Consider the following 23,558-nt stretch of genomic DNA (forward strand, 5'->3'; position numbering starts at 1 on the left):
CGTCATGATCCTTCTTTCAGTACGCCGTCGGCACCGACCTGCAGGCTGAAAAGCGCGCCGTGGCCGACCTCGACGTTCAGCAGTTGCTCGCGCGGCATCCCACGCGCCCGGGCCAGCAGCAGGCGCATCACGCCGCCATGGCTGACCAACAACACGCGCTGGCCGGCGTAAGCCTGATGCAGGCGTGACACCGCGCCGAGCACCCGCTCGGAAAATGCACTGACAGACTCGCCTTGGGGCGGCGTGAACGCGTAGGGATCGGCCCAGAACAAACCCAGCCCTTCGGCATCGGTCTTCATCAGCGCCGCGGCGCTCTGGCCTTCCCAGGCACCGAAGTGGAGTTCTTGCAAAGCCGGCTCAAGGCTGACCGGCAGGCAGAGCTTTGCTCCCAGCTCCTGGGCAAACAAGGCGCAGCGTTGCAACGGTGAGCCGATCAACCTATCCCATGGCCCCTGCCCCACCACCGCGGCTCGCATCTGCGCCCAGCCCTTGGCGGTCAAGGCATCGTCCAGGCTGCCGCGCAGGCCGCCGCCCAGCTCGGTTTCGCCGTGGCGCAGCAGGTCCAGGTGCAAGGTCATGCGGGGCGATCTGCCACGGCCGCTTCGGCGAAGGTTGCCATCTGCCCGTGCAACGCACAGGCCAAACGCAACAACGGCACCGCTAGCGCCGCGCCGCTGCCTTCGCCCAGGCGCAAGCCCAGTTCCAGTAGCGGTTCGGCATCCAGGCTGTGCAACACATGGCGATGGCCCGGCTCGGCACCGCGATGCCCGAACACCAGCCATTCGCGGCACGCCGGGTTCAAGCGCACCGCCACCAGCGCGGCAACGCTGCAGATAAACCCATCCACCAGCACCACGATACCTGCCTGCGCACAGGCCAGGTAAGCGCCAACCAACGCGGCAATTTCAAAACCGCCGAGATTGAACAGCGTTTGCAACGCATCACCCCGTTGCCCGGCATGCAGCGCCAAAGCGCGCTCGATGACCGCGACCTTGTGGCTGACGCCCACTGCATTCAAACCTGTGCCCGGGCCAGTCAGGTCGCTCACCTGGCAATCCAGCAATGCACAGGCCAACGCGCTGGCCGCGGTGGTATTGCCGATACCCATCTCGCCGCCGATAAACACCTGCGCACCGCGTTCCAGAGCGCGGTGCGCGCTGTCTCGGCCGGCTTGCAATGCCAACAGCCCTTGAGCCTGGGTCATCGCCGGGCCATCGACGAAGTTGGCCGTGCCAGCGCCGATATTCACATGACGCACGCCGGGCAAATTCAGCGAGGGCGTCACCGTGCCAAGATCAATCACTTCCAGCTGCGCATCCAGTTGCCGCGCCAACACGCTGATCGCCGCACCACCGGTGACGAAGTTTTGCAGCATCTGCCCGGTGACCGCCTGGGGAAACGCCGATACGCCCTCAGCCACCACACCGTGATCGCCGGCAAAAATCGCGATCCACAGTTGCTCCACCGACGGCTTGACCTGGCCCTGCAAACCCGCCAGCTGCACCGCCAGCGCCTCCAGCTGGCCGAGGGAACCGGCGGGCTTGGTCAATTGCTGCTGACGCGCCAGCGCCTGTTCATGAGCAGCGGCATCGATGGCCTTGCAGGGGTTGAGCCACCAGGAGTCCGTCATAACGCAGTACCTTTCAAAGTCAGGGGCAGGCCGGCAACCGTCAACACCACACGCTGACACCGCTCGGCCAAGGCTTGATGCAGCCAACCGGCTTCATCCACATAGCGGCGAGTCAATTCGCCCAGCGGCACGACACCCAGACCGGTCTCGTTGCTGACAAAAATGATTTCACCCGGCAGCGAGGCCAGGGTTTGCAGCAGTTGATCGCGCTCGAACACCAGACGATCGCTATCGTCGAGCATCAGCAGATTGGTCAGCCATAACGTCAGGCAGTCCACCAACAGGCAGCGGTCGGTAGCGGCGTTTTCACGCAGCACATGCGCCAGCTCGATGGGTTCTTCAATCAGCCCCCAATGATCCGGGCGACGTTCGCGATGCAGCGCCACCCGCTGATTCATTTCACCATCCAGCGGTTGGCTGGTGGCGATATAAGTGACCGGCAAAGCGCTGTCGCAGGCGAGCTTTTCAGCCAGGCGACTCTTGCCCGACCGGGCACCACCGAGGATTAATTGATACATGAGCAAATACCTTTTCCAGCCAGCCGAAAAAATTGCGATTGACACCATCCATTGTGGAAGGGGGCTTGCTCCCGATTAAGGTGTATCAGTCGATGCCTCAGTGACTGTGAAGCACTTATCGGGAGCAAGCCCCCTCCCACATTTGCGTCCTATACATGCCGTCAAATCCCGCACAATCGACGCAATAAATCCGTATCCAGGTGGTTCTCCACCAAGTCCGCCAACCGCTCGATATCACGCTCGCGCAACCCGTGATAATCCACCTCTTGCACCTCCTGCAATCCGGCCCACCGCAGCAAGGCACTGCACGCCGCCGGTGTTTCGAACAGCCCGTGCAGGTAGGTGCCGAGAATCTGCCCATCAGCACTCAGCGCGCCATCGCTGCGACCATCGTCCAGCAGCACCGCAGCGCTGAGCAGGGCATCGCCTGATGTCACACCCGCGTGAATCTCATACCCACTCACTTCAGCATCTTCGAGCACCAAGCGTCCGCGCACATTGCGCAGCTGCTTGTGCTCCTCCAGCGTTGTGGTAAACGCCAGCAGCCCGAGGCCGGCACTGGACCCGGCCACACCCTCCAGCCCAAGCGGGTCATGCACCTGCTCACCCAGCATCTGCAAACCGCCGCAAATCCCCAGCACCTTGCCGCCATAACGCAGATGCCGCGCCACGGCCGCATCCCAGCCATTGGCGCGCAAGAAGGCCAGATCGCTGCGTACGCTTTTGGAGCCAGGCAGGATGATCAGGTCAGCCGCAGGCATCGCCTGGCCCGGCCCGACAAACTGCAAATCCACCTGAGGATGCAGGCGCAGCGGGTCAAAGTCAGTGTGATTGCTGATCCGCGGCAACACCGGCACCACCACCTTGAGCACGTGGGCGGCCTTGTCGATCTGGCGCTGGTCGATGCCGTCTTCCGCTTCCAGGTGCAGGTCCATCACATAGGGCAACACGCCGACAACCGGCTTGCCGGTGCGCGCCTCCAGCCAATCCAGGCCAGGCTGCAACAGCGCGATATCACCGCGAAAACGGTTGATGATGAAGCCCTTGACCCGTGCCTGCTCGCTGGGCGACAGCAATTCCAGGGTACCGACCAGATGGGCAAACACGCCGCCGCGATTGATATCGGCGATCAACAGCACCGGGCAATCCACCGCTTCGGCGAAACCCATGTTGGCGATGTCATTGGCGCGCAGGTTGATCTCGGCCGGGGAGCCCGCGCCTTCGACCATCACCACCGGGTAGGCTTGGCTCAAACGTGCGTGGGAAGCCAACACCGCCTGCATCGCAATGGCTTTGTAGTCGTGATAGGCCACGGCGTTCATGCTGGTCACGGCGCGACCGTGGATGATCACTTGCGAGCCGGTGTCGCTGTTGGGCTTGAGCAGCACCGGGTTCATATCGGTGTGGGGTGCCAGGTTGGCAGCCTGGGCCTGCACTGCCTGGGCGCGGCCGATCTCGCCGCCTTCGGCCGTCACCGCGCTGTTGAGCGCCATGTTCTGCGGCTTGAACGGCGCCACCGCGACACCCTGGCGCACCAGCCAACGGCACAGCGCGGTCACCAGGGTGCTCTTGCCGGCGTCGGAGGTAGTGCCCTGCACCATCAGCGTACTCATGTGGCTTCCTTGTATGCGGCCAAAGCCTCGTCCAGCCGCAACCAGTCGGCTTCGGTGTCGGGCAAGCCGAAACGCACGCTGCTGTCGTGCACAAACAGGCGCAGCAGGATGCCGCGCTGGGCCATGAATTCGTGCAGGCGCTCGGCATGAGGCGTGATCAACCACTGGAACAATGCGCAGCCGCCGTGAGGTTGAAAGCCTCTGCGCTCAAGCAGTTCGAACAAGCGCTGGCCCGCTTCGATGCATCGATTGCGCTGGCGGGTGTGCCCATCCGTATCGCGCAGGCACACTTGGCCCAATACCCGCGTCGGCCCGCTGACTGCCCAGGGCCCGACCTGTTCGGCCAGCAACTTGAGCAACTTGCGTTCGGCCAGCACAAAGCCCAGGCGTACACCCGCCAGGCCAAAAAACTTGCCGAACGAGCGCAGTACGATCAGACCGACCTGATCGGCATGGCTCGCCAGGCTTGAATCGGGGGTCACGTCCATAAACGCTTCGTCCACCACCAGCCAGCCACCGCGCTGGACCAGCCGCGCGTGCCAGTCCAGCAAGCGTTGCGGGGGCAGGCTCAGGCCCGTGGGGTTGTTGGGGTTGACCACCACCAGCACATCGAGGCTGTCGAGAAAGAAGTCGACCTCCTGCTCCTGCACTTCACGCACCACATAACCGGCGCGGCGCCAGGCTTCGGCGTGCTCGGCATAGCAAGGCGAAAGCACGCCGACCTTGCCGGAGCGGCGCAGGCGCGGCAGTAACTGGATCGCGGCCTGGGAGCCCGGCACCGGTAACAACTGGGCGGCGCCGTAATACTCGCAGGCGGCCTTCTCCAGGCCGTCATCGGTTTCCGGCAAGCGGGCCCAGGCACGCAGCGGGATCTCGGGAATCGGCCACGGCCAGGGCGCCAGGCCACTGGAGAGATCAAGCCAATCCGCTTCGGCAATCCCGTATTCAATCGCGGCCTTTCGCAGCCGACCACCGTGTTCAAGCATAGATTTGCGCCCCTACGCACAAGACCAGCAGCCACAACCATACGCCGCGCTGCACCAGGTGCCAGCCACGATCAATGGAGTCGGCATCGGCCGGCGGGCCTTCGCCCAACTGCGGGCGCTGATGCACCTCGCCGTGATAAATCGCTGCGCCACCGAGTTCGACGCCCAACGCACCGGCACCGGCAGCCATCACCGGACCGGCGTTAGGGCTGTCCCACGTCGGGCCCTGGGTGCGCCAGCATTTGAGAGACAGGCGGGTTTTGCCCAATAGCGCGTAGGTCAAGGCCACCAGCCGCGCAGGAATGTAGTTGAGCACATCGTCGATCTTTGCAGCCGCCCAGCCAAAACGCACAAAGCGCTCGTTGCGATAGCCCCACATGGCGTCGAGGGTGTTGCTCAGGCGATAAAGCACCACGCCTGGCACGCCTGCCACCACAAACCAGAACAACGCGGCGAATACCGCATCGCTGCCGTTCTCCAGCACCGACTCGGTTGCGGCGCGCGCAACTTCGGTGCGGTCCAGTTCGCTGGTCTGGCGACTGACCAGGTAACTCACGCGTTTGCGTGCCTCATCCAGATCATCGCTGCGCAGGGCCTGGGCCACCGGCGTCACATGCTCGCCCAGGCTGCGCATGCCCAAGGCGCAGTACAACGCCAGGATTTCCAGGAGCCAGCCGATATAAGGCGCCCACGATAACGCGGTGGTCAGCAAGGTCAGAGGCACTACTGCGATAAACCACGCGGTCACGCCATGGCTGCGCCAGCCACGCCCACCGCTATTGAAACGCTGCTCGATGCGCCCGGCGAAGTTGCCGAACGCCACCAGCGGATGCCAGCGCCTGGGTTCACCCAGCAGCGCATCCAGCGCCACCGCAGCGACACACAGCAAGGCCACACTCATTGACTCACTCCCCACTTGTTTTCATACAGCATGTCACTCAGCGGCCGTGGCTCGGTCCAGCCTTCGAGCTGCAACATCGGTGCCGGGTAGAACTCAGCCACCGGCCCCAGGCACAGTATGGCCAGGGGTTTCGCGCCGGCTGGCAAGCCAAGCAGTTCGGCCAACGCCAGGGGTTCGAACAGCGACACCCAGCCCATGCCCAGGCCTTCCACGCGCGCCGCCAGCCACAGGTTCTGGATTGCGCAAGATAGAGACGCCATGTCCATTTCCGGCAAGGTGCGGCGCCCGAAGATGTGGCGCTCGCGATCATCCATCAGTGCAGCCACCAGCACCTCGGCGCAGTCGCTGATGCCTTCGACCTTGAGCTTCATGAAGTCATCGGAGCGCTCGCCCAGGGCCTGCGCGGTGCGCGCGCGCTCTTCTTCCACCAACTGTTGAATCTGCCTGCGCAATGATCGGTCGCTGATGCGGATAAAACGCCACGGTTGCATCAGGCCTACACTGGGTGCCTGGTGCGCGGCCTGGAGCAGACGGTGCAACAGTTCCGGGGTGACGCTGCCGCCGGTGAAGTGGCGCATGTCGCGGCGTTCGGCGATGGCGCGGTATACGGCCTGGCGGTCGGCCTCGGGGAAGGCGTTGTCAGTCATGGCCTCATCGGGGGCAAGCCCCCTCCCACATTGGATTGGGTTTCAACTCGGTCAACTGTGGGAGCTGGCTTGCCTGCGATAGCGGTCTCAAGGTCTGGCGCGAACAACGCGGCCACCGCGCCAGGATTCGACGGAAAATAAAAGTGCACGTAGGAAGCGGTCAGCCGCCCTTGTCGGTAAACCGCTTCAGCCCCGCGCCCGCCGTTAGGGCTCAGGCCACGGGAGATCGGCGCCAATGCGGTGCTGGTCAAGGAGTGGTGATAAGTGTGCCCGCGCAACGTGCCTTCCGGCAATTCGACACTTTGCAGGGCCAGTGCCGCGAGTTTCTTTTGCATCACCGCATCGCCTGGCAGCACGCCAACCAGTTCGGCTCGGGCGCCCTCTACATCCGTCAGCGAATCGAGCAGATAGAGCATGCCGCCACATTCGGCGAGCAGTGGCTTGCCGGCGGCGTGATGAGCACGGATGGCCTCCAGCATCGAGGTGTTTGCCGACAGCGCCTGGTGGTGCAGTTCCGGATACCCGCCTGGCAGGTAAAGGCTGTCTGCCTGCGGCAGTTGGCGATCATGGATAGGTGAGAAAAACTCAAGCTCGGCCCCCATGGCCCGCAGCAAATCCAGGCTGGCGCCATAGGTAAAGGCAAAGGCTTCGTCACGGGCGACGGCGATACGCACACCGGCAAGTAACGGTTCGGCCTTGATCACTTCGGGCGCGGCAAAGGTCACGGGCGGCGGCAGGGCCACTTCGCAGCTACTGCCCAATGCCTGGGCGGCAGCATCCAGGCGTACATCGAGGTCATTGAGTTCGCTGGCTTGCACCAGGCCCAGGTGGCGGCTCGGCAGTTCGATACCGGTCTCGCGGGATAACGCGCCGTACCAACGCAAGCCCTCCGTGAGGCTGCCTTCGAGCAACTGGGCATGGCGCAGGGTGCCGACACGGTTGGCCAGCACGCCGGCGAACGGCAGGTCGGGCTGATAGCGCGCCAGGCCCAGGGCCAGGGCACCAAAGGTCTGGGCCATGGCAGTCCCGTCGATCACCCCCAGCACTGGCACGCCGAAGTGCCGCGCCAGATCGGCGCTGGAGGGGGTACCGTCGAACAGCCCCATCACGCCTTCGATCAGGATCAGGTCGGCCTCCCCCGCCGCCTCCCACAGCAAACGACGACTTTCCTGCTCGCCCACCATCCACATGTCCAATTGATACACCGGCGCACCGCTGGCGCGCTCGTGGATCATCGGGTCGAGAAAGTCCGGCCCGCATTTGAACACGCGCACCTTGCGCCCCAGGTTGCGATGCAAACGGGCCAGCGCAGCGGTGACCGTGGTTTTGCCTTGGCCGGACGCCGGAGCGGCGATCAAGACGGCTGGGCATTGGCGGGGCTGATTCAAAGTTCAACGCCCTTCTGTGCCTTGATACCGGCCTGGAACGCGTGCTTGAGCATGCCCATTTCGGTGACGGTGTCGCCCATTTCGATCAATTCAGGCTTGGCACCACGGCCAGTGACCACCACATGCTGCATCGGCGGGCGGGCTTGCAGGTCGCTTAGTACCTGGTCCAGGTCGAGGTAGCCGTGCTTGAGAGCGATGTTCAGTTCATCCAGCACCACCAGGCCAATGGAAGGGTCATTGAGCATTGCCCGCGACACCGCCCAAGCTGCTTCGGCGGCGGCGATATCGCGTTGACGATCCTGGGTTTCCCAGGTGAAGCCTTCGCCCATGACGTGGAAGCGAACTTGCTCGGGGAAGCGCCGGAAGAACAGCTCTTCGCCTGTGCTGTTGCGGCCCTTGATGAACTGCACCACACCGCACTGCATGCCGTGGCCCATGGCGCGGGCCAACATGCCGAAGGCCGAACTGCTCTTGCCTTTGCCGTTGCCGGTCAATACCAGCAACAAGCCGCACTCATTCGGCGAATTGGCGATGCGCTCGTCGATCACGGCTTTTTTGCGCAACATGCGCGCCAGGTGGCGTTCGTCGCGGTCGGGGGAATCGGTCATGGCAGCTCTCCGTTGGGGCTGGACAAAAACGGCGGGCAGGAAAAAGAAAAAACAGACAGCCAAGCATCGCCCACCGTGATGCTGTTGAATGTTCAAGGCCGGTCTCCGGACTCATGAGTGGCGCGTCTTGTCGAAGCAGCCGAGGGCGCGCCTTCCCATATCGCGGGCGATACAGTGGCAAACAGCACCGTCTTGACTCATTTACCGTTGCGGGGGCAGCGCCGGAATCGCGGCAGCACTGTGTACAAGTGCGCTCGCTCACCGGCTTCCCTGTTTCACCCTGTCGACGCGCACGCCACAGAGCACCTGGAACAAGCCGCGAAGGTTAGTGGGTTGGGGGTGGAGCGTCAATTAAAGCTGGCCTTGTACTTGAACCATCCGTACAGCGTGCTTCTCTACCCTTACAGGTATCAAGGAGAAAACCATGCCTAAAACCCGACTGGCCTTACTGATCATGCTCACCGGCAGCCTCGCCGCCTGCGGCGAAAGCTCTACCTTGCAAGTCTCCGATGGCACCGGGCCCTCGCCCAAACTGCCGGAGCCGAACAAGACGCTGATTCCCACCGTCAACATCGCCCCGGCGATCGGTTGGCCTGAAGGCGCCAAGCCAACGGCTGCCGCCGGCACCCAAGTGGCCGCATTCGCCGAGGGCCTGGAGCATCCACGCTGGCTCTACGTACTGCCCAACGACGACGTGTTGGTGGCCGAGACCAATGCGCCACCCAAGCCAGACGACACCAAAGGCGTGCGGGGTTGGGTGATGGAAAAAGTCATGGGCCGCGCCGGTGCCGGTGTGCCGAGCCCGAACCGCATTACGTTGTTGCGCGATGCCGATCATGACGGCGTGGCCGAAACGCGTACGGTATTTCTGCAAAATATGAATTCGCCGTTTGGCATGACACTGGTGGGCAACGACCTGTACGTGGCGGACTCGGACAAGTTGCTGCGTTTTCCTTATCAGCCAGGTGAAACCGCAATCACATCCCCAGGCACAACAGTCGTGGAGTTGCCAGGTGGCCCCTTGAACCACCACTGGACGAAAAACGTGGTGGCCAGCAAGGATGGCAGCAAGTTGTATGTGAGCGTCGGCTCCAACAGCAACGTCGGTGAAAATGGCCTGGACGTCGAGCAAGGCCGAGCTGCAATCTGGGAAGTCGATCGCGCCACCGGCCAACACCGCATTTTTGCCTCCGGTCTGCGTAACCCCAATGGCATGGCCTGGGAACCACAGAGCGGCAAGCTGTGGACGGCGGTCAATGAGCGCGATGAAATCGGCAGCGACCTGGTGCCGGACTACATCACCTCGGTCAAGGATGGCGGCTTCTATGGCTGGCCCTTCAGCTATTACGGCCAGCATGTGGATGTTCGCGTCACGCCGCAAAACCTGGACTTGGTTGCCAAAGCCATCGCGCCAGACTACGCGGTAGGCCCGCACACCGCTTCACTGGGGCTGACCTTCGCCGAGGGCAGCAAGTTGCCTGCGCAATTCAGCAACGGCGCGTTTATCGGCCAGCATGGTTCGTGGAATCGCAAGCCGCATAGTGGCTACAAGGTGATTTTTGTGCCGTTTGAAGAGGGCCAGCCGAAAGGACAGCCGGTGGATGTGCTGACGGGGTTTCTCAACAGCGACGAGAAAGCCATGGGCCGGCCGGTGGGCGTGGTGATTGATCAGCAGGGTGATTTGCTGGTGGCTGATGATGTGGGCAATAAGGTGTGGCGGGTTTCTGCAGCCAAGTAACCCATCTCAAGAGCATTGCAAATAATGTGGGAGGGGGCTTGCCCCCGATTGCGGTCTGTCAGCTGAGTATGTGCCGACTGTTACACCACTATCGGGGGCAAGCCCCCTCCCACACTGGATCTATGTACGACTCAAGGGTTGCGTGCCAGATTCCCCGGTAAAACCCGCTTGGCACTCAGGTAGGCATTCTGCCAATACGCTTTGGATAGCGTGTCGAGCTTAACCGTACCGCCGGTTTGCGGCGCATGCACAAAGCGCCCTTCCCCGACATAGATTCCCGCATGGCTGACCCGTGAACCACCGCCTGTGGCGAAGAACAGCAAGTCACCGGTTTGCAGGTTCTGCTCGCTGACGTCCTGGCCACGCATCACGATCAGTTCGCGGGTGGTGCGCGGCAGGGAAATGCCGGCGGCGTCGCGGAACACAAAGCCGATCAGGCCACTGCAATCAAACCCCGAATCCGGTGTGTTGCCGCCCCAGCGATAAGGCGTGCCGACCAGGCCCAGCGCACGGAAGAGCACGTCTTCGGCAGCAGGCGAAAAATTCTGGGTGGCGTAGTTGAATACCGGCTTGGGCTTGACCGCTACAGGCGCGGGCGGCGGTGGACGGCTGGCGCAGGCGCTGAGCAGCGCGGCGCAAACAATGAGCATCAGGCGGGCCGAGGTCGACATGTGCAGAACAATCCTGGTCTGGATGCGGCTTTCGCTGCCGAACGTTGAAAACCAGAACGCGCAAGCAAAGCTCGCGCGAACGGATAACAACAATGTCCAGGGATTCTAGCGCTTACACGTCAAACTTCAAGTATCACTTTAACTTTACTTACTAGCGGTAACCGTAGTCGGGGCCATGGCGAGTGCGCGCTTGGCTTCGATGAAGGTTTTGCTCCAGTAGCTGTCGCCCAGGTTATCGACCCGAACACCACCGCTGCGGCGGCTGCTGGAGTGGATAAACTGGTTATCGCCCAGGTAGATACCGGCGTGGCTGACACGACCACGACCACTGGTACTAAAGAAAAGCAGATCGCCCGGCTTGAGGTTGTTGCGTGCGACCAACGGTGCATCCACGTTGATCATTTCGCGGGTGGAGCGAGGCAGGTTCATGCCAGCTTCTTCACGAAACAGATAACCGATGAAACCGCTGCAATCGAAACCGGCTTCAGAGGTGCCGCCAAAACGGTAACGAGTACCGATCAGGGACTTGCCGCGTTCAAGAATGCTGTCGGCCAGAAGGGGCAGCTGGTAAGGCTTGCTGTCTGAAAACTCGGCGAGTTCTTTTTCGGTTGCCATCTCTTCTTCATAAACAGAAGCAGACTGTGCAGCAACGAACTTGGCCTGATTTTGAACCTGTGGTTTGGGCTGTTCTGCCACCTGTTGAGGGTGGGAGGCGCAACCAAACAATAGGGTAACGAGTGCGAGAGGCACGAGGGGTGCGAAGCGATTTAGCATGGGCACGACCGTGGCTGATGTGTAAAGAAGCCGAGACTATGCCCTCTATCACATCGATTTGCAAATTCAATCGTGATCTATGTGACTTATTGTTTGGACTATGCCATCTAAGCCGTAATTCCATTTATCACTGCACTTGCGTGGCCCGCTGGGCTCAAACGCAGGTTTTCTGGCGCCCGTAAAATGCCGATTAGTGGCAAATCAACGCCTTACCAACCCAGCGTTTCTTTCAGAAAAGGAATCGTCAATTTTCTTTGCGCCTGCAACGAAGCCTGGTCAAGCTGCTCAAGCAAATCGAACAGCGCGCTCATGCTGCGGGTGCCACGAGTCAGGATAAAGTGCCCGACTTCGTCGGTCAGGTGCAGGCCACGTCGGGAAGCACGCAGCTGCAGGGCACGCAACTTGTCCTCATCGGATAACGGGCGCATCTGGAAGATCAGCGCCAGGGTCAGGCGCGACTTGAGGTCGGCCAGCTTCACCGGCAGCTCACGAGGCGATGTGGAAGCGGCGATCAGCAAACGACGACCGCTGTCGCGCAGGCGGTTGAACAGGTGAAACAGCGCTTCTTCCCAATCCGCCTTGCCGGCCACCGCCTGCAAGTCGTCCAGGCACACCAGTTCGTATTGCTCAAGGTTGTCGAAGATGCCGATGCCGCGGTCCATCAACTCGGCCAGGGGCAAATACACTGCCGGCTCGCCCATCTGTTCGAAACGCAGGCACGCGGCCTGCAACAGGTGGGTACGCCCCACGCCATGCTTGCCCCACAGATAGATCAGGCTTTCAGTCCACCCGGCGTCGGCTTCGCAAAGCCGCTCCACATAGCCGAGTGCAGCGGCATTGGCGCCTGGGTAGTAATTGATAAAGGTAGCGTCATCACGCAGACGCACACCTAGGGGCAGCTGAATCGGTTTCATGCTGACTGAACGGCTCCCATCGAACCGTTAGTGGCCTCTGTGTAAAGTTTGCAAAGTTTATACCCGTGACGCCGGGTGCACAATGCAGCAGACCACAAGCAAAATCAAAGGTTTGCGTTAACTTGGCGGTTTCACGCGGATTGTTTGACGCACCACCGCCAGAAACAACAAACCCGGCCTTGGCCGGGTTTGTGACATTGCGATTACAACTCGGGCTCATCAACGCCCGTATACACGTCCGAATCCTTGTACAAGTCGTGAACATGACGCACCAGCACCATGATCACCGCCGCCACCGGCAGCGCCAGCAGAATGCCGGTAAACCCGAACAACTCGCCACCCGCCAGGATCGCAAAGATCACCGCCACCGGGTGCAGGCCAATCCGATCGCCTACCAGCAACGGCGTAAGTACCATGCCTTCCAATGCCTGGCCGACCATGAACACCGCGACAATCCCCAGCATTGGGTAGAGGTCGCCGCCAAACTGGAACAGTCCGGCCACCAGCGCCGCACCGATACCAATCACAAAGCCCATATACGGCACGATGGCTGCCAGGCCTGCGATCAAGCCGATCAACAGCCCCAGCTCCAGACCGATGGCCATCAAGCCAGCTGCGTAGATCACCCCCAACGCCAGCATCACCAGCAACTGACCGCGAACGAATGCCCCCAGTACTTCATGGCATTCTGCAGCAAGGGAGACGATGCGTTCTTCACGGTCACGGGGCAGCAGGCTGCGGATCTTGGCCATCATGATGTCCCAATCACGCAGCAGGTAAAACGCCACCACCGGGATCAGCACCAGGTTGGTCAACCAGCCGATCAGCGCCAGGCTCGAAGCGGTTGCCTGGCTGAGCACCACCGTGACGATATCGGTGGTCTTGTCCATATGCTCGCTGATGGCCGCCTTGACCTTGTCGAACTTCCAGAACCCATCCGCCAACCCGAACTTGGACTGGGCCCACGGCATTGCCGTGTGCTGCAACCAGTCGAGCATCTGCGGCGCCAGCTCGTAGAGGCGAAACAGCTGCTTGGCCAGCATCGGCACCAGTATCAACACCAGCGCCGTGATAATCAGCGTGAACAGTGCGAACACCGTGACCACGCCCAAAGTACGCGACATACCGGCTTTTTCCAGGCGATCCACCACGGGATCGAACAGATAGGCGAGCAACAGCGCCACCAGAAACGGCGTCAGGATCGAATGCAGCAAGAACACAAAACCGCACAGCAGGACTATCCCGCCAAGCCACACCCAACGACGCGTATCCGCCATAAACCACTCCATCTATTATCGACGCCCTTCTTCTATATAGAAGAAGGAACACTATTTACCAACGAAACCGCAGTTGCGCCTGAGGCTCAGGCACAGCAGCCGGTTGCGTGCCATCGACCACAGGTTGCTGGGCCGGGGTTTCACCTGCGGGAATTTCCTGCAACTTGGCCAGGCTCAATTGGGTACGCAGCTGCTCGGCACTGCCGTTGACGCGATACACAATGCGATTGCCATCCACTAACTGCGGCTGACCGCCAAAGGGTTCCAGCAACCGGCCCAGGGCGGCGTAGCGCTCCAGGTTCATGCCTTGCACTTCAAGCAGCTGCTCGCTGCTCACACCAGGCTTGACCGCAAAGCGCGGCGCCAGCTTTTGGCTGACCTCCATCAATACAGCATCTGCCAGTGCGGCAGTATCAGCGCCTTGGACGGTGCCTTGCTCAGACTTATCGCCCAGCCACAGACGCCATTTGGCCTGCCACTGATTACCTTCCTGGCGCGCATGCACAGCCAGCAACGCATCGGCTCCGTAGCGCTCGGAGGCTGCACGCAAGGGCGCAGCGTCCGCGCTTTCCAGATTCGGCGCAGTGGCAACCACTTGCTCATCCAGGTCGCCCAGCGGCAGGCGCAACGGCAAGCCACGGTGTTGCGCGGCCCGGCGCAGTGTCTGGGCAACCGCCTGGCCATCGCCGACCAGGCTGCTGCCTTCGGTGGAATCGTTCAGCCACCAACCGAGAATCGACGGCCGATTACTGCCCCAGATCGACAGGCCGGCATCACGCAAGGCGCGGTCGGTGCTGACCGGGTCGAAGTCCACTTGCAGGCTCTCGGGCGGGCCCGCGTCGTAGCCATATTGGGTGATGATTTGTTGCGGGTCCTTGCGGATTGCCGCCAGGCCCGGGCCATCGGCGGCCTTGGCGTCGCCGGTGAGGCGAATCACCAGAGTCTGCACGGCGCGCTGGGTGGCCTGGTCACGCTCCTGGGGCGACTGGCTGCTGACCGGTTCGAGCACTTGATAGAGGCCATTGAGGGTTTCGGCATGACTCGCCAGGCTGACCAACGACAAACAGCCCACAAAGAAGAATTTACACAGACGCATGGAAGATTCCCGAACGACAAATTTAGCGGCTGGAACAGACCGCGTGAATCGGTTTAGCCAGGCTGTGACCACAGCACCCGGCAAAACATTCACAGGGCCTCGGTAAGTTTTTGTACTGTCATAACGATAGCGGGTTCAAGGCTATACCTTAATACGCCGCTTGGCAGAGCCGATCAGCATTTTTTAACCGGCTTTTTTAATCTATATGGCCCTGCCCGTCGGCCCGAGGATGGCCGCTGCCCTTCAAGCCTGATAAAATCGCGCGCCTTCGCAGACCGTCAACGGCAGCGGCCTTTTTAAAAAGCGCCCGCCCGCTCGGTCGTTACCCCTGAATCCCCCCCTAAAGGCCTGGATCATGAGCAAGCAACCCTCCCTGAGCTACAAGGACGCCGGTGTAGACATCGACGCCGGTGAAGCATTGGTCGAACGCATCAAGAGCGTCGCCAAGCGCACTGCGCGCCCTGAAGTCATGGGCGGCCTGGGCGGTTTTGGCGCCCTCTGCGAAATCCCGGCCGGCTACAAGCAGCCTGTACTGGTGTCCGGCACCGACGGCGTAGGCACCAAGCTGCGCCTGGCCCTGAACCTGAACAAGCACGACAGCATCGGCATCGACCTGGTTGCCATGTGCGTCAACGACCTGGTGGTGTGCGGCGCCGAGCCGTTGTTCTTCCTCGACTACTACGCCACCGGCAAGCTCAATGTCGAAACCGCAACCCAGGTGGTCACCGGCATCGGCGCCGGCTGCGAACTGTCGGGGTGCTCGCTGGTCGGCGGCGAAACCGCTGAAATGCCAGGCATGTACGAAGGCGAAGATTACGACCTGGCCGGTTTCTGCGTCGGCGTCGTGGAAAAAGCCGAGATCATCGACGGCTCCAAAGTGGCTGCTGGCGACGCCCTGCTCGCCCTGCCATCGTCCGGCCCGCACTCCAACGGTTACTCGCTGATCCGCAAGATCATCGAAGTGTCCGGCGCCGACATCGAGAACATCCAGCTCGACGGCAAGCCTCTGACCGACCTGCTGATGGCCCCGACCCGCATTTACGTCAAGCCACTGCTCAAGCTGATCAAGGACACCGGCGCCGTCAAGGCCATGGCCCACATCACCGGCGGCGGTCTGCTGGACAACATCCCGCGCGTCCTGCCAAAAGGCGCCCAGGCGATTGTCGACGTGGCCAGTTGGCAGCGCCCGGCAGTCTTCGATTGGCTGCAAGAGAAAGGCAACGTCAACGAAACCGAGATGCACCGCGTGCTGAACTGCGGTGTGGGCATGGTCATCTGCGTGGCGCAAGAGCACGTTGAAACCGCGCTGAACGTATTGCGTGAAGCCGGCGAGCAACCTTGGGTCATCGGCCAGATCGCCACTGCTCCAGAAGGCGCAGCCCAGGTTGAACTGAAGAACCTTAAGGCGCACTGATGCCTGCAACCTGTGATGTCGTGGTGCTGCTCTCCGGCACCGGCAGTAACTTGCAGGCCCTGATCGATAGCACGCGCAGCGGTGACAGCCCGGTGCGCATCGCTGCGGTGATTTCCAACCGCAGCGACGCCTACGGCCTGCAACGCGCCAGGGATGCGGGTATCGACACCCGCTCGCTGGATCACAAGGCGTTCGACGGCCGCGAGGCCTTCGACCGCGCCCTGGTCGAACTGATCGACGCCTTCAAACCCAAGCTCGTCGTGCTTGCCGGCTTCATGCGCATCCTCAGTGCTGATTTCGTGCGGCACTACGAAGGGCGCCTGCTCAATATCCACCCTTCCCTGCTGCCCAAGTACAAAGGCATGCACACCCATCAGCGCGCCCTCGACGCCGGCGACAGCGAGCATGGCTGCAGCGTGCACTTTGTCACCGAGGAACTCGATGGCGGGCCTCTGGTCGTACAGGCAGTGGTTCCGGTAGAGTCAGGCGACTCGGCGCAGACGCTTGCGCAACGGGTTCATACCCAGGAACACAGGATTTACCCGCTGGCTGTTCGCTGGTTTGCCGAGGGACGGTTGATTCTTGGTGACCAGGGTGCATTATTGGACGGTCAGTTACTCGCGGCCAGCGGCCACTTGATTCGAACCTAGGAGATTTTATGCGTCGCGCCCTGCTCTTCGCTTTTGCGCTGTTCGCTTTGCCTGCCGTACAAGCGGCAGACCTTCACCCTTTCTCCGTCAGCTACACCGCCGACTGGAAGCAACTGCCCATGAGTGGTTCGGCTGAACGCAGCCTGACCAAAAACGGCGACGGCACCTGGACCTTGAACTTCAAGGCCTCGATGATGATTGCCAGCCTGACCGAAACCAGCGTGATCCTGTTCGACAAGGACACCCTGCAACCCAAGAGCTACAGCTTCGAGCGCGGCGGTTTGGGCAAGGCTAAGAAGATCAACCTGGATTTCGACCAGGCGAACAAGAAAATCACCGGCTTTGAAAACAAGGATCCGGTCAACGTCACCCTCGAAAGCGGCATGCTCGACAAGTCCACGTATCAGCTCGCCCTTCAGCGCGACGTGGCTGCCGGCAAGAAGAGCATGAGCTACCGAGTGGCCGAAGGTACTGATGTCGATACCTATGACTTCCGTGTGATTGGCCCGGAAAAGGTTCAGACCAAGGTAGGCTCCATTGACGCGATCAAGGTTGAACGCGTACGTGATCCCTCCCAGAGCAAGCGCATCACGCAGATGTGGTTTGCCAAGGACCAGGGCGGCATTCTGGTTGCCCTGCGCCAGGTTGAGACCGACGGCAAGGAATACAACATCATGCTGCAGGATGGCACCGTTGACGGTAAGGCCGTCAAAGGCAGCTGATTGCGCTGATGAGCTGGAAGAGAGCCTCGCTGAATGCGGGGCTTTTTTTTGCCTGGAAATTTTACTGTGAAGCTTATGGCGCTATCGGGAGCAAGCCCCCTCCCACAGTGGAATGCATTTCAAATGTGGGAGGGGGCTTGCTCCCGATAGCGGTGGTAGGGCCGACAAAGGTCTTATTGCTAGAAGCAAACATGAAACTTTTGTCATAAAACTCATGCCCCTGCGACCGAATGCCACGGGTTTAGCGGCCTGCGCGATTGTTGCGTTTTCTGCAATGAATTATTGCGCGCAAAATCAGTTTACTTAGCAAGCTAACAAATAATATAACAGAGGCCTGCGACGACTTGCCGCAGATCAACCAGAGATTGGAGCAAGCAGATGACTGTAAAAGTAACTGAACGCGACGATGAGCATATGTCCCACGAGGCGGTAGGCCACGGGATTCACATCTGGGATGTCCATCAGCAAGACGTATTGGTCGGCATGTTTCACAACGAGAGCGATGCCCACAATTATAAAAACGAGCTTGAAACTCTCGAATTGCAACGCCAGGCGAAAAGCTCCTGAAACTCTGAAATCAAGTCGACGCCCGGCCCACGCAGCCGGGCCGTCTACATCAAAAACCGCGCTTTTCGAGCGCGGTTTTTTTGTCAAAAATTCGATATGAATTAATGTAACAAAAGCACACACAAATAATGATTCTCGATATCATTCATGCGCCTTTCATTCAGGCTCACGATTAGGGAATCAATTAGATGCACGGAAATAGCAGGAAGCCGGAAAACGCGTTACTGGAACGCTGGAGCGAAGCGCTTGCCACTGCGCAATTCCAGGCCAGCCACATCAGCCTCGACGACTTGGTCAATACGCTGGCACCTGCCGCTGAACGTAGCTTCCAACGCCTGATCCAAGCATTGTTTCGTGAAAGCCTGCTGGACCCCAGCACCCTCATTTACGACGAACATGGGCAATGCTCGCTGACACTGCCTTGTCAGGCTCGCCTGCGCTTTGATCATTTGCGTCCTGGCCGCATGGCCAGCTGGGACCTGCGTGGCAAAGTCATCCTGTTGCGCGAAGGTCAGCTCGACCAGAAGATTCAGTTCCCATCACAGTTGTTGACGTTGCTTAACGCCAGCCTCACGTCACCTGCCGACCTGGAAGTGCTCAACCGCCTCAATGCCGAGATCGACGACAGCTTCATCAACGACACCTTGTGCCTCGCTTTCCATGAGCAATGGACGCTCAAGCTGCATGCGTCCATGGACCCAGTACATCAAGGCAACCTGCTGAGTCATCTCAAGCACGGTGCAGGCACGATCAATCCGACATCCGTACTTGAGCAGTGGGGAACATTGGGGCACCCGTGGCACCCCAACTACAAGACCAAGCTGGGCCTGGATACCAGCCAAGTCATCGACTATTCGCCGGAGTTCGAAGCACGCTTCCCCGTGCTGCTGTGCGCGCTGCATCGCCAGTTTGCCCATGTCGAAACGTTGGCCGGGACGGCAGATTACTGGCAGTGGTGGAGCAGTCACTTTCCACACGCGGCGCAGCAATTAACCGCGACACTTCAAGCACAAGGCCTTGAAGCAGGCGATTATCTGCCGGTGCCTGCCCATCCCTGGCAGGCACGTCAGGAGCTGCCCCAGCTGTTCGCCGATGCAATCGGCGACAAGCTGCTGGTGCTGACCGATATCGTCGCGTTTACCGCCCACCCCACCATGTCATTCAGGACCGTATTGCCTGACGGACGTTGCGATGCGCCCATGGTCAAACTGCCGGTGTCGCTGCGCCTGACCAGCGTGCAGCGCACCGTCTCACCGCGCTCGGCGCGCATGGGCCCACGGATCAGCCACCTGCTGCTGACCATCCTGGAGCGCGAGCCTGCGATTCAGAAAATCCTCAGCATCGTTCCCGAGCGTATCGGTGTGCATTTCAAGCCACAACCGGCCAATGACGAGCACTCCCGCCACCTGGCGGTGCTCTATCGCGACAATCCCCAGAGCCAGCTCAAGCCCGGGGAAATGGCCGTACCGGTGGGCAGCCTGTTTGCCATTGATCAACACGGCCAGCCGCTGCTGCGCCAATGGGTGCGCCTGAGCCAAGGCAAAGACGATGCGGCGGCCATGCTCGCGTTCTTCCATGAGTACGCGGCGATCAGTGTGCCGGCGCTGCTGGGCATGTATTTGCGTTACGGTGTCGCTTTCGAGGCCCATCAGCAGAACTCCTTCATGGTCATGACTGCAGATGGGCAATTGAGCCGCCTGCTGTTGCGCGATTTCGGCGATATCCGTATCGACCGCAAGACCTTGCACGCCCACGGCCTGGACGTCGAACTACACGACCCGAAGATGACGCTGTACGACGACGCAGGTTTCGTACGGGACAAACTGCTGCACACCGTATTCATGTGCCATCTGGGTGAGTTGATCCTGCTTGCTGCGCGCCACTTCGACATCCCCCAGGCGCTGCTCTGGAATGAACTGTCGGCACAGGTCAGCCAGTGTTTCGACAACCTGCGCTCACAGGTTGAACCGCAACGCTGGGCAGCCGAGCGCGAAGCACTGCTGGAGCAACCGTGGCCGGCCAAGTCGTTCATGCGCATGCGCCTGCTGGAGAGTCATGCCGATATCGTCGGACGCCTGCCCAACCCGTTGAGCGCGGCCGCCAATGCCGACTAACAACACAGCGCTGCGGCTGCTGGTGGTGATTCAGTTGGTGTCGATGGGGGCGATGGAGATGAGCGGGCCGTTTTGGCCGCTGCAAATCCAGAAGCTGCTGGGCGTCGCCAATGCCCAGTACACCGGCCTGCTGTCTTCGCTGGTATATGCTGGGCCGATGATGGCAGCGATGATCCTCACACCCATGTGGGGGAAACTGGGCGACCGTACCGGCCATAAGCCGATGATCATCCGGGCGTTGCTGGCATTGGCGGTGTGCCAGGCGCTGGCTGCGATGACGCCCGATCCGTGGTGGCTGGTGGTCATCCGCGTGGTGCAAGGTGCATTGGCCGGTTTCATTGCAGCTGCCCAAGCCTACGCGCTGGCCTGCTGCGGTGAGAGTGGACGCGGGCACATTCTTGCGCGACTGCAATCAGCCACCGCCGTAGGCTCCCTGGCCGGGCCGGTATTGGGCGGCTGGCTGATGGACATATCCGGTTTCGCATTGCTGTGCTACAGCGCCACCGCCGTCTGCCTGTTGTGCGCGATAATCAGCGCGTTCTTGCCCAGCGATTCACCACGATCCAGACCTGCCCGCCCATCGAAGCCTGTCGCACTGCCCAAAGGCTGGCTGGGCGCAATGTTGGGAATCATCGTATTGATCCAGGCGGCCAGGATGATGCCGCAACCGTTTTACGCCTTATATGTTGCCGAGGTTTTGCAGGCACCCGCGTGGCTGATCGGCGCCAGCTATGGCGCCAGCGCCTTGACCCTGGCACTGTCCGCGCCGTTATGGGGCCGCCTGTTCGATCGACATCAACCAGCGCATACGCTGCGCATCATCGAGTGGGTCACCTGGGCGTGCGCGCTCACACTGGCCGGCACGGCGCTGGCCAGTGAGTGGTTGGGGTTCATCGCCAGCCGGCTGCTATGGGGCGTGTGGCAGGGTGCTTTATTGCCCGTGGCCTACACGCTGATCGCCAATACCGTAGCGTCCAGCCAGCAGGGTTTCGCCCTGGGCATGGGCAACAGCGCCGCCAAAGCAGGTGCGCTGTGCGGCGCATTGATAGGCGGTATCAGCATGGGATGGGTGGGCCTGGCGCACAGCTTCTGGCTGGTCGCACTGACCTACGCATTGGCCGCCGTGAGTATCCGCGTCATCCGTTCATTTACGCGAGCGCCTGAGACATCCGATTTTTCTGTCAATACTTCTAATAACTCTGAGACAAACCCATGAACACATCGCAATTGGCCGTTCTGCTGCCACTTCTCGGCTCGATCAGTGCCCCCGCCTGGGCCGAACAGACAGAGCCGACCAGCCTGCAGTTGCAAGCGACCGTGGTGTCGGCGACGCGCAATGAAACCAGCATCGCGCAGATTCCAGGCTCTGTGCAGGTCATCAACGAAGAACAGATCCGCCAGCAAACGGGCGCGGGGCGTCGGGTCGCAGATATCCTCGGCCAACTGGTGCCTGGCATTGCGCCTTCCAGCGGCGGCATGAGCAACTTCGGCCAAACGCTTCGCGGGCGTAATACCCTGATCCTGATCGATGGGGTTTCACAAAACGCCGCGCGCGATAACTTCCGCCAGCTCAACAGCGTGGCACCGGAAAGCATCGAGCGCATCGAAGTGATCTCCGGCGCCAGCAGCGTCTACGGCGCAGGCGCATCGGGCGGCATCATCAACATCATCACCAAGCGCAACAAGGGTGAGGACCTGGCCTTCAGCAGCAAGATCGGCATGACCGCCGGCAATAACTTCAGCCACAAGGGGTTCGCTTACGAGGCGTTCCAAAGCGCTACCGGGCGCAAGGGTCCAGTGGACTGGTATCTGTCGGGCAATACCGTGCAGCGCAACGACCAGTTCGACGGTAACGGCAAGCGCATTCCCCAGGATACGTCCCAGGGCAGCAACATGGACACCGACACCTACGACCTGCAAGGTCGCTTCGGCTACGAGCTCGATGACGACAAGAAGATCAGCCTGTCGCTGCAAGACTATAAAGACGAACAAGACACCCGCTACACCAAGAACCCGCGCATCACCAGCAACGCAGTCGCGGTAAAAGGCCTGGACCTGGGCGACCAGCCCTACACCCATAACCAGGCGGTCAACCTTAACTACGCCGATAAGGATTTCTACGGCCAGGGCCTGCAGGTCGAAAGTTACTGGCGGCGGGCCGACGCCCTGTTCTTCCCGGACCTGTCCCGGGGTCGGGCAGGCGTGTCCGACAACAACAGCGTGCAGGATGTCTATGGCCTGCGTGCGGCGATCGATACGCAGATGCCGGACATCGGCCCGGCAACCGGCAACCTGGTGTGGGGGGCTGACTATGATCATGAAACCTCACGCCAGCGTGGCGACCAATACCGGGTCAATGGCCTGAGCTACAGCAAAACCGGGACCACGTTCGAACTGGGCCCGGATATTGAGACCACCACCAAAGCCATCTTTGGTCAGCTGTCCTACGACATCGATGACTGGACCTTACGCGGTGGAATACGTCGCGAGTGGATTGAGAGCAAAGTCTCCGACAGCATCGCCTACGGCGAAATCGTCCAGACCGGCAACCGCGCCACACTGCCCGGCGGCACGCTCAAATACGATGACACGCTGTATAACCTCGGGGCGGTGTATCACCTGACCGAAAACCAGGACGTGTTCGTCAACTTCAGCCAGGGCTTTTCCCTGCCGGATATCCAGCGCTTCCTGCGTGACGTGAACAGCAAATACGATATTCAGGACCTCAATGCCCAGGCTCTGAAAGTCGACAGTTACGAGCTGGGCTGGCGTGGCGACTGGGACAAGTGGCAGGCCAGTGTCACCGCGTATGAAAACACCTCGGATGTCACGCAGTTCTACGATGCCAACGACCGTGTATTGCGCCTGATCAATCAGAAAGAACGCGTGCGCGGTGCCGAAACCAGCCTGACTTATAACGTCAACGACCAGTGGTCCGTCGGCGGTACTTACGCTTACGCCAAGGGCGAGACCCAGCAGAACGGCAAATGGATCGACCTGCCCGCCACGCGTATTTCCCCCGCCAAGACCACCGCTTTTGTCGGCTATCAGCGTGACGACTACAGCCTGCGCTTGCAGGGGATGCGCCTGGCCGACTATGACGCGGCGGCCAAGGACAACAACGGTCGCGATATCCAGGGCTATACCTTGGTTGACCTGCTGGGCTCGGTAAGGCTACCGGTAGGTCGCCTCGAAGGTGCGGTGTACAACCTTACCAACCGCAACTACCAGAACATGTTCGCCCAGGCCAATGCCCGCGCACCGTACCCGAATGCCGAGGGCCGTACCTTCAGCCTGAGTTACGCAGTGGATTGGTAACCGGCTGACGCT

General features: G+C 60.8%; 22 protein-coding genes and 1 riboswitch. Of the genes, 8 read left to right on the forward strand and 14 right to left on the reverse strand.

The annotated features are described in order from the left end of the window. Positions 1 to 2: 2 nt before the first annotated feature. The 9 genes from cobC to cobO all read right to left on the reverse strand — a co-directional run bounded on the left by cobC (position 3) and on the right by cobO (position 8,291). Positions 3 to 578 (reverse strand): alpha-ribazole phosphatase family protein, encoded by a 576-nt coding sequence (cobC, locus tag LJX92_RS18855; protein WP_228308801.1) that lies wholly within the window; start codon positions 576 to 578, stop codon positions 3 to 5. Beyond that, a complete protein-coding gene (gene cobT, locus LJX92_RS18860; protein WP_228308802.1) occupies positions 575 to 1,630 on the reverse strand; it encodes a nicotinate-nucleotide--dimethylbenzimidazole phosphoribosyltransferase in 1,056 nt (351 codons plus the stop codon). Before cobT ends, cobC begins: the two co-directional genes overlap by 4 nt. Continuing rightward, positions 1,627 to 2,148 (reverse strand): bifunctional adenosylcobinamide kinase/adenosylcobinamide-phosphate guanylyltransferase, encoded by a 522-nt coding sequence (gene cobU / locus LJX92_RS18865; protein WP_032880036.1) that lies wholly within the window; start codon positions 2,146 to 2,148, stop codon positions 1,627 to 1,629. The genes cobT and cobU overlap by 4 nt, the downstream gene beginning before the upstream one ends. 161 nt (positions 2,149 to 2,309) lie before the next feature. Continuing rightward, positions 2,310 to 3,761, reverse strand: coding sequence for a cobyric acid synthase (locus LJX92_RS18870; RefSeq protein ID WP_228308803.1), 1,452 nt, complete (start codon positions 3,759 to 3,761; stop codon positions 2,310 to 2,312). Then, a complete protein-coding gene (gene cobD, locus LJX92_RS18875) occupies positions 3,758 to 4,747 on the reverse strand; it encodes a threonine-phosphate decarboxylase CobD (RefSeq protein WP_103733670.1) in 990 nt (329 codons plus the stop codon). Before cobD ends, LJX92_RS18870 begins: the two co-directional genes overlap by 4 nt. Continuing rightward, a complete protein-coding gene (gene cbiB, locus LJX92_RS18880; protein ID WP_228308804.1) occupies positions 4,740 to 5,648 on the reverse strand; it encodes an adenosylcobinamide-phosphate synthase CbiB in 909 nt (302 codons plus the stop codon). The genes cobD and cbiB overlap by 8 nt, the downstream gene beginning before the upstream one ends. After that, positions 5,645 to 6,295: a 5,6-dimethylbenzimidazole synthase gene (gene bluB / locus LJX92_RS18885; RefSeq protein WP_228308805.1), complete on the reverse strand. Its 651-nt coding sequence runs from the start codon at positions 6,293 to 6,295 to the stop codon at positions 5,645 to 5,647. The genes cbiB and bluB overlap by 4 nt, the downstream gene beginning before the upstream one ends. Further along, positions 6,292 to 7,683: a cobyrinate a,c-diamide synthase gene (locus LJX92_RS18890; RefSeq protein ID WP_228308806.1), complete on the reverse strand. Its 1,392-nt coding sequence runs from the start codon at positions 7,681 to 7,683 to the stop codon at positions 6,292 to 6,294. The genes bluB and LJX92_RS18890 overlap by 4 nt, the downstream gene beginning before the upstream one ends. Next, the gene (cobO, locus tag LJX92_RS18895) at positions 7,680 to 8,291 is read right to left on the reverse strand and encodes a cob(I)yrinic acid a,c-diamide adenosyltransferase (protein ID WP_005790169.1); all 612 of its coding nucleotides are present in this window, start codon (positions 8,289 to 8,291) and stop codon (positions 7,680 to 7,682) included. The genes LJX92_RS18890 and cobO overlap by 4 nt, the downstream gene beginning before the upstream one ends. Positions 8,292 to 8,369: 78 nt before the next feature. Then, positions 8,370 to 8,616, reverse strand: a riboswitch (cobalamin riboswitch). Between the two features lie 99 nt (positions 8,617 to 8,715). On the opposite strand from cobO, the gene LJX92_RS18900 reads away from it, so the two are divergent. Then, positions 8,716 to 10,029, forward strand: a complete 1,314-nt coding sequence (locus LJX92_RS18900) for a PQQ-dependent sugar dehydrogenase (protein ID WP_228308807.1) — start codon at positions 8,716 to 8,718, stop codon at positions 10,027 to 10,029. A 131-nt stretch (positions 10,030 to 10,160) separates the two neighbouring features. Here LJX92_RS18900 and LJX92_RS18905 read toward each other — a convergent pair whose 3' ends face one another. From LJX92_RS18905 to LJX92_RS18925, 5 genes are all read right to left on the reverse strand, one after another. Continuing rightward, a complete protein-coding gene (locus tag LJX92_RS18905) occupies positions 10,161 to 10,700 on the reverse strand; it encodes a C40 family peptidase (RefSeq protein WP_005790173.1) in 540 nt (179 codons plus the stop codon). A gap of 144 nt (positions 10,701 to 10,844) precedes the next feature. After that, positions 10,845 to 11,474, reverse strand: coding sequence for a C40 family peptidase (locus LJX92_RS18910; protein ID WP_005790175.1), 630 nt, complete (start codon positions 11,472 to 11,474; stop codon positions 10,845 to 10,847). A 209-nt stretch (positions 11,475 to 11,683) separates the two neighbouring features. Next, a complete protein-coding gene (gene hda, locus LJX92_RS18915; protein WP_027603798.1) occupies positions 11,684 to 12,388 on the reverse strand; it encodes a DnaA regulatory inactivator Hda in 705 nt (234 codons plus the stop codon). Positions 12,389 to 12,591: 203 nt separating this feature from the next. Beyond that, entirely contained in the window at positions 12,592 to 13,665 is a 1,074-nt protein-coding gene (locus LJX92_RS18920; protein ID WP_005790179.1) for an AI-2E family transporter, read from the reverse strand. A 55-nt stretch (positions 13,666 to 13,720) separates the two neighbouring features. Beyond that, complete coding sequence (locus LJX92_RS18925; protein ID WP_228308808.1) at positions 13,721 to 14,761, reverse strand: DUF2066 domain-containing protein; 1,041 nt, start codon at positions 14,759 to 14,761, stop codon at positions 13,721 to 13,723. Positions 14,762 to 15,116: 355 nt separating this feature from the next. On the opposite strand from LJX92_RS18925, the gene purM reads away from it, so the two are divergent. The 7 genes from purM (at position 15,117) to LJX92_RS18960 (ending at position 23,546) form a co-directional block, all read left to right on the forward strand. Beyond that, the gene (gene purM / locus LJX92_RS18930; RefSeq protein WP_005790182.1) at positions 15,117 to 16,175 is read left to right on the forward strand and encodes a phosphoribosylformylglycinamidine cyclo-ligase; all 1,059 of its coding nucleotides are present in this window, start codon (positions 15,117 to 15,119) and stop codon (positions 16,173 to 16,175) included. Further along, on the forward strand, positions 16,175 to 16,825 hold the full coding sequence (gene purN / locus LJX92_RS18935; RefSeq protein WP_032880020.1) for a phosphoribosylglycinamide formyltransferase: 651 nt from the start codon (positions 16,175 to 16,177) through the stop codon (positions 16,823 to 16,825). Before purM ends, purN begins: the two co-directional genes overlap by 1 nt. An 8-nt stretch (positions 16,826 to 16,833) precedes the next feature. After that, positions 16,834 to 17,547 carry a DUF3108 domain-containing protein gene (locus LJX92_RS18940; RefSeq protein ID WP_032880017.1) on the forward strand — a complete coding sequence of 238 codons (714 nt, stop codon included), beginning with the start codon at positions 16,834 to 16,836 and terminating at the stop codon, positions 17,545 to 17,547. 378 nt (positions 17,548 to 17,925) lie between these two features. After that, positions 17,926 to 18,114 carry a hypothetical protein gene (locus LJX92_RS18945; protein ID WP_003193064.1) on the forward strand — a complete coding sequence of 63 codons (189 nt, stop codon included), beginning with the start codon at positions 17,926 to 17,928 and terminating at the stop codon, positions 18,112 to 18,114. A gap of 188 nt (positions 18,115 to 18,302) precedes the next feature. Then, entirely contained in the window at positions 18,303 to 20,228 is a 1,926-nt protein-coding gene (locus LJX92_RS18950; protein WP_228308809.1) for an IucA/IucC family protein, read from the forward strand. Further along, positions 20,218 to 21,444 (forward strand): MFS transporter, encoded by a 1,227-nt coding sequence (locus tag LJX92_RS18955; protein WP_228308810.1) that lies wholly within the window; start codon positions 20,218 to 20,220, stop codon positions 21,442 to 21,444. The genes LJX92_RS18950 and LJX92_RS18955 overlap by 11 nt, the downstream gene beginning before the upstream one ends. Beyond that, on the forward strand, positions 21,441 to 23,546 hold the full coding sequence (locus LJX92_RS18960) for a TonB-dependent receptor (RefSeq protein ID WP_228308811.1): 2,106 nt from the start codon (positions 21,441 to 21,443) through the stop codon (positions 23,544 to 23,546). The genes LJX92_RS18955 and LJX92_RS18960 overlap by 4 nt, the downstream gene beginning before the upstream one ends. Positions 23,547 to 23,558: the final 12 nt, after the last annotated feature.

Source organism: Pseudomonas sp. HN8-3, from assembly GCF_020790195.1.
Taxonomy (GTDB): Bacteria; Pseudomonadota; Gammaproteobacteria; order Pseudomonadales; family Pseudomonadaceae; genus Aquipseudomonas; species Aquipseudomonas synxantha_A.

What these genes read in the sequence shown, in the direction of transcription:
- LJX92_RS18955 (WP_228308810.1), top strand. Translation starts at nt 20,218, where the DNA reads ATGCCGACTAACAACACAGCGCTGCGGCTGCTGGTGGTGATTCAGTTG.
- purM (WP_005790182.1), top strand. Translation starts at nt 15,117, where the DNA reads ATGAGCAAGCAACCCTCCCTGAGCTACAAGGACGCCGGTGTAGACATC.
- LJX92_RS18940 (WP_032880017.1), top strand. Translation starts at nt 16,834, where the DNA reads ATGCGTCGCGCCCTGCTCTTCGCTTTTGCGCTGTTCGCTTTGCCTGCC.
- bluB (WP_228308805.1), bottom strand. Translation starts at nt 6,295, where the DNA reads ATGACTGACAACGCCTTCCCCGAGGCCGACCGCCAGGCCGTATACCGC.
- cobU (WP_032880036.1), bottom strand. Translation starts at nt 2,148, where the DNA reads ATGTATCAATTAATCCTCGGTGGTGCCCGGTCGGGCAAGAGTCGCCTG.
- hda (WP_027603798.1), bottom strand. Translation starts at nt 12,388, where the DNA reads ATGAAACCGATTCAGCTGCCCCTAGGTGTGCGTCTGCGTGATGACGCT.
- LJX92_RS18870 (WP_228308803.1), bottom strand. Translation starts at nt 3,761, where the DNA reads ATGAGTACGCTGATGGTGCAGGGCACTACCTCCGACGCCGGCAAGAGC.
- LJX92_RS18905 (WP_005790173.1), bottom strand. Translation starts at nt 10,700, where the DNA reads ATGTCGACCTCGGCCCGCCTGATGCTCATTGTTTGCGCCGCGCTGCTC.
- LJX92_RS18960 (WP_228308811.1), top strand. Translation starts at nt 21,441, where the DNA reads ATGAACACATCGCAATTGGCCGTTCTGCTGCCACTTCTCGGCTCGATC.
- LJX92_RS18900 (WP_228308807.1), top strand. Translation starts at nt 8,716, where the DNA reads ATGCCTAAAACCCGACTGGCCTTACTGATCATGCTCACCGGCAGCCTC.
- cobT (WP_228308802.1), bottom strand. Translation starts at nt 1,630, where the DNA reads ATGACGGACTCCTGGTGGCTCAACCCCTGCAAGGCCATCGATGCCGCT.
- LJX92_RS18950 (WP_228308809.1), top strand. Translation starts at nt 18,303, where the DNA reads ATGCACGGAAATAGCAGGAAGCCGGAAAACGCGTTACTGGAACGCTGG.
- cobC (WP_228308801.1), bottom strand. Translation starts at nt 578, where the DNA reads ATGACCTTGCACCTGGACCTGCTGCGCCACGGCGAAACCGAGCTGGGC.
- LJX92_RS18925 (WP_228308808.1), bottom strand. Translation starts at nt 14,761, where the DNA reads ATGCGTCTGTGTAAATTCTTCTTTGTGGGCTGTTTGTCGTTGGTCAGC.
- LJX92_RS18910 (WP_005790175.1), bottom strand. Translation starts at nt 11,474, where the DNA reads ATGCTAAATCGCTTCGCACCCCTCGTGCCTCTCGCACTCGTTACCCTA.
- cobD (WP_103733670.1), bottom strand. Translation starts at nt 4,747, where the DNA reads ATGCTTGAACACGGTGGTCGGCTGCGAAAGGCCGCGATTGAATACGGG.
- cbiB (WP_228308804.1), bottom strand. Translation starts at nt 5,648, where the DNA reads ATGAGTGTGGCCTTGCTGTGTGTCGCTGCGGTGGCGCTGGATGCGCTG.
- LJX92_RS18945 (WP_003193064.1), top strand. Translation starts at nt 17,926, where the DNA reads ATGACTGTAAAAGTAACTGAACGCGACGATGAGCATATGTCCCACGAG.
- cobO (WP_005790169.1), bottom strand. Translation starts at nt 8,291, where the DNA reads ATGACCGATTCCCCCGACCGCGACGAACGCCACCTGGCGCGCATGTTG.
- LJX92_RS18920 (WP_005790179.1), bottom strand. Translation starts at nt 13,665, where the DNA reads ATGGCGGATACGCGTCGTTGGGTGTGGCTTGGCGGGATAGTCCTGCTG.
- purN (WP_032880020.1), top strand. Translation starts at nt 16,175, where the DNA reads ATGCCTGCAACCTGTGATGTCGTGGTGCTGCTCTCCGGCACCGGCAGT.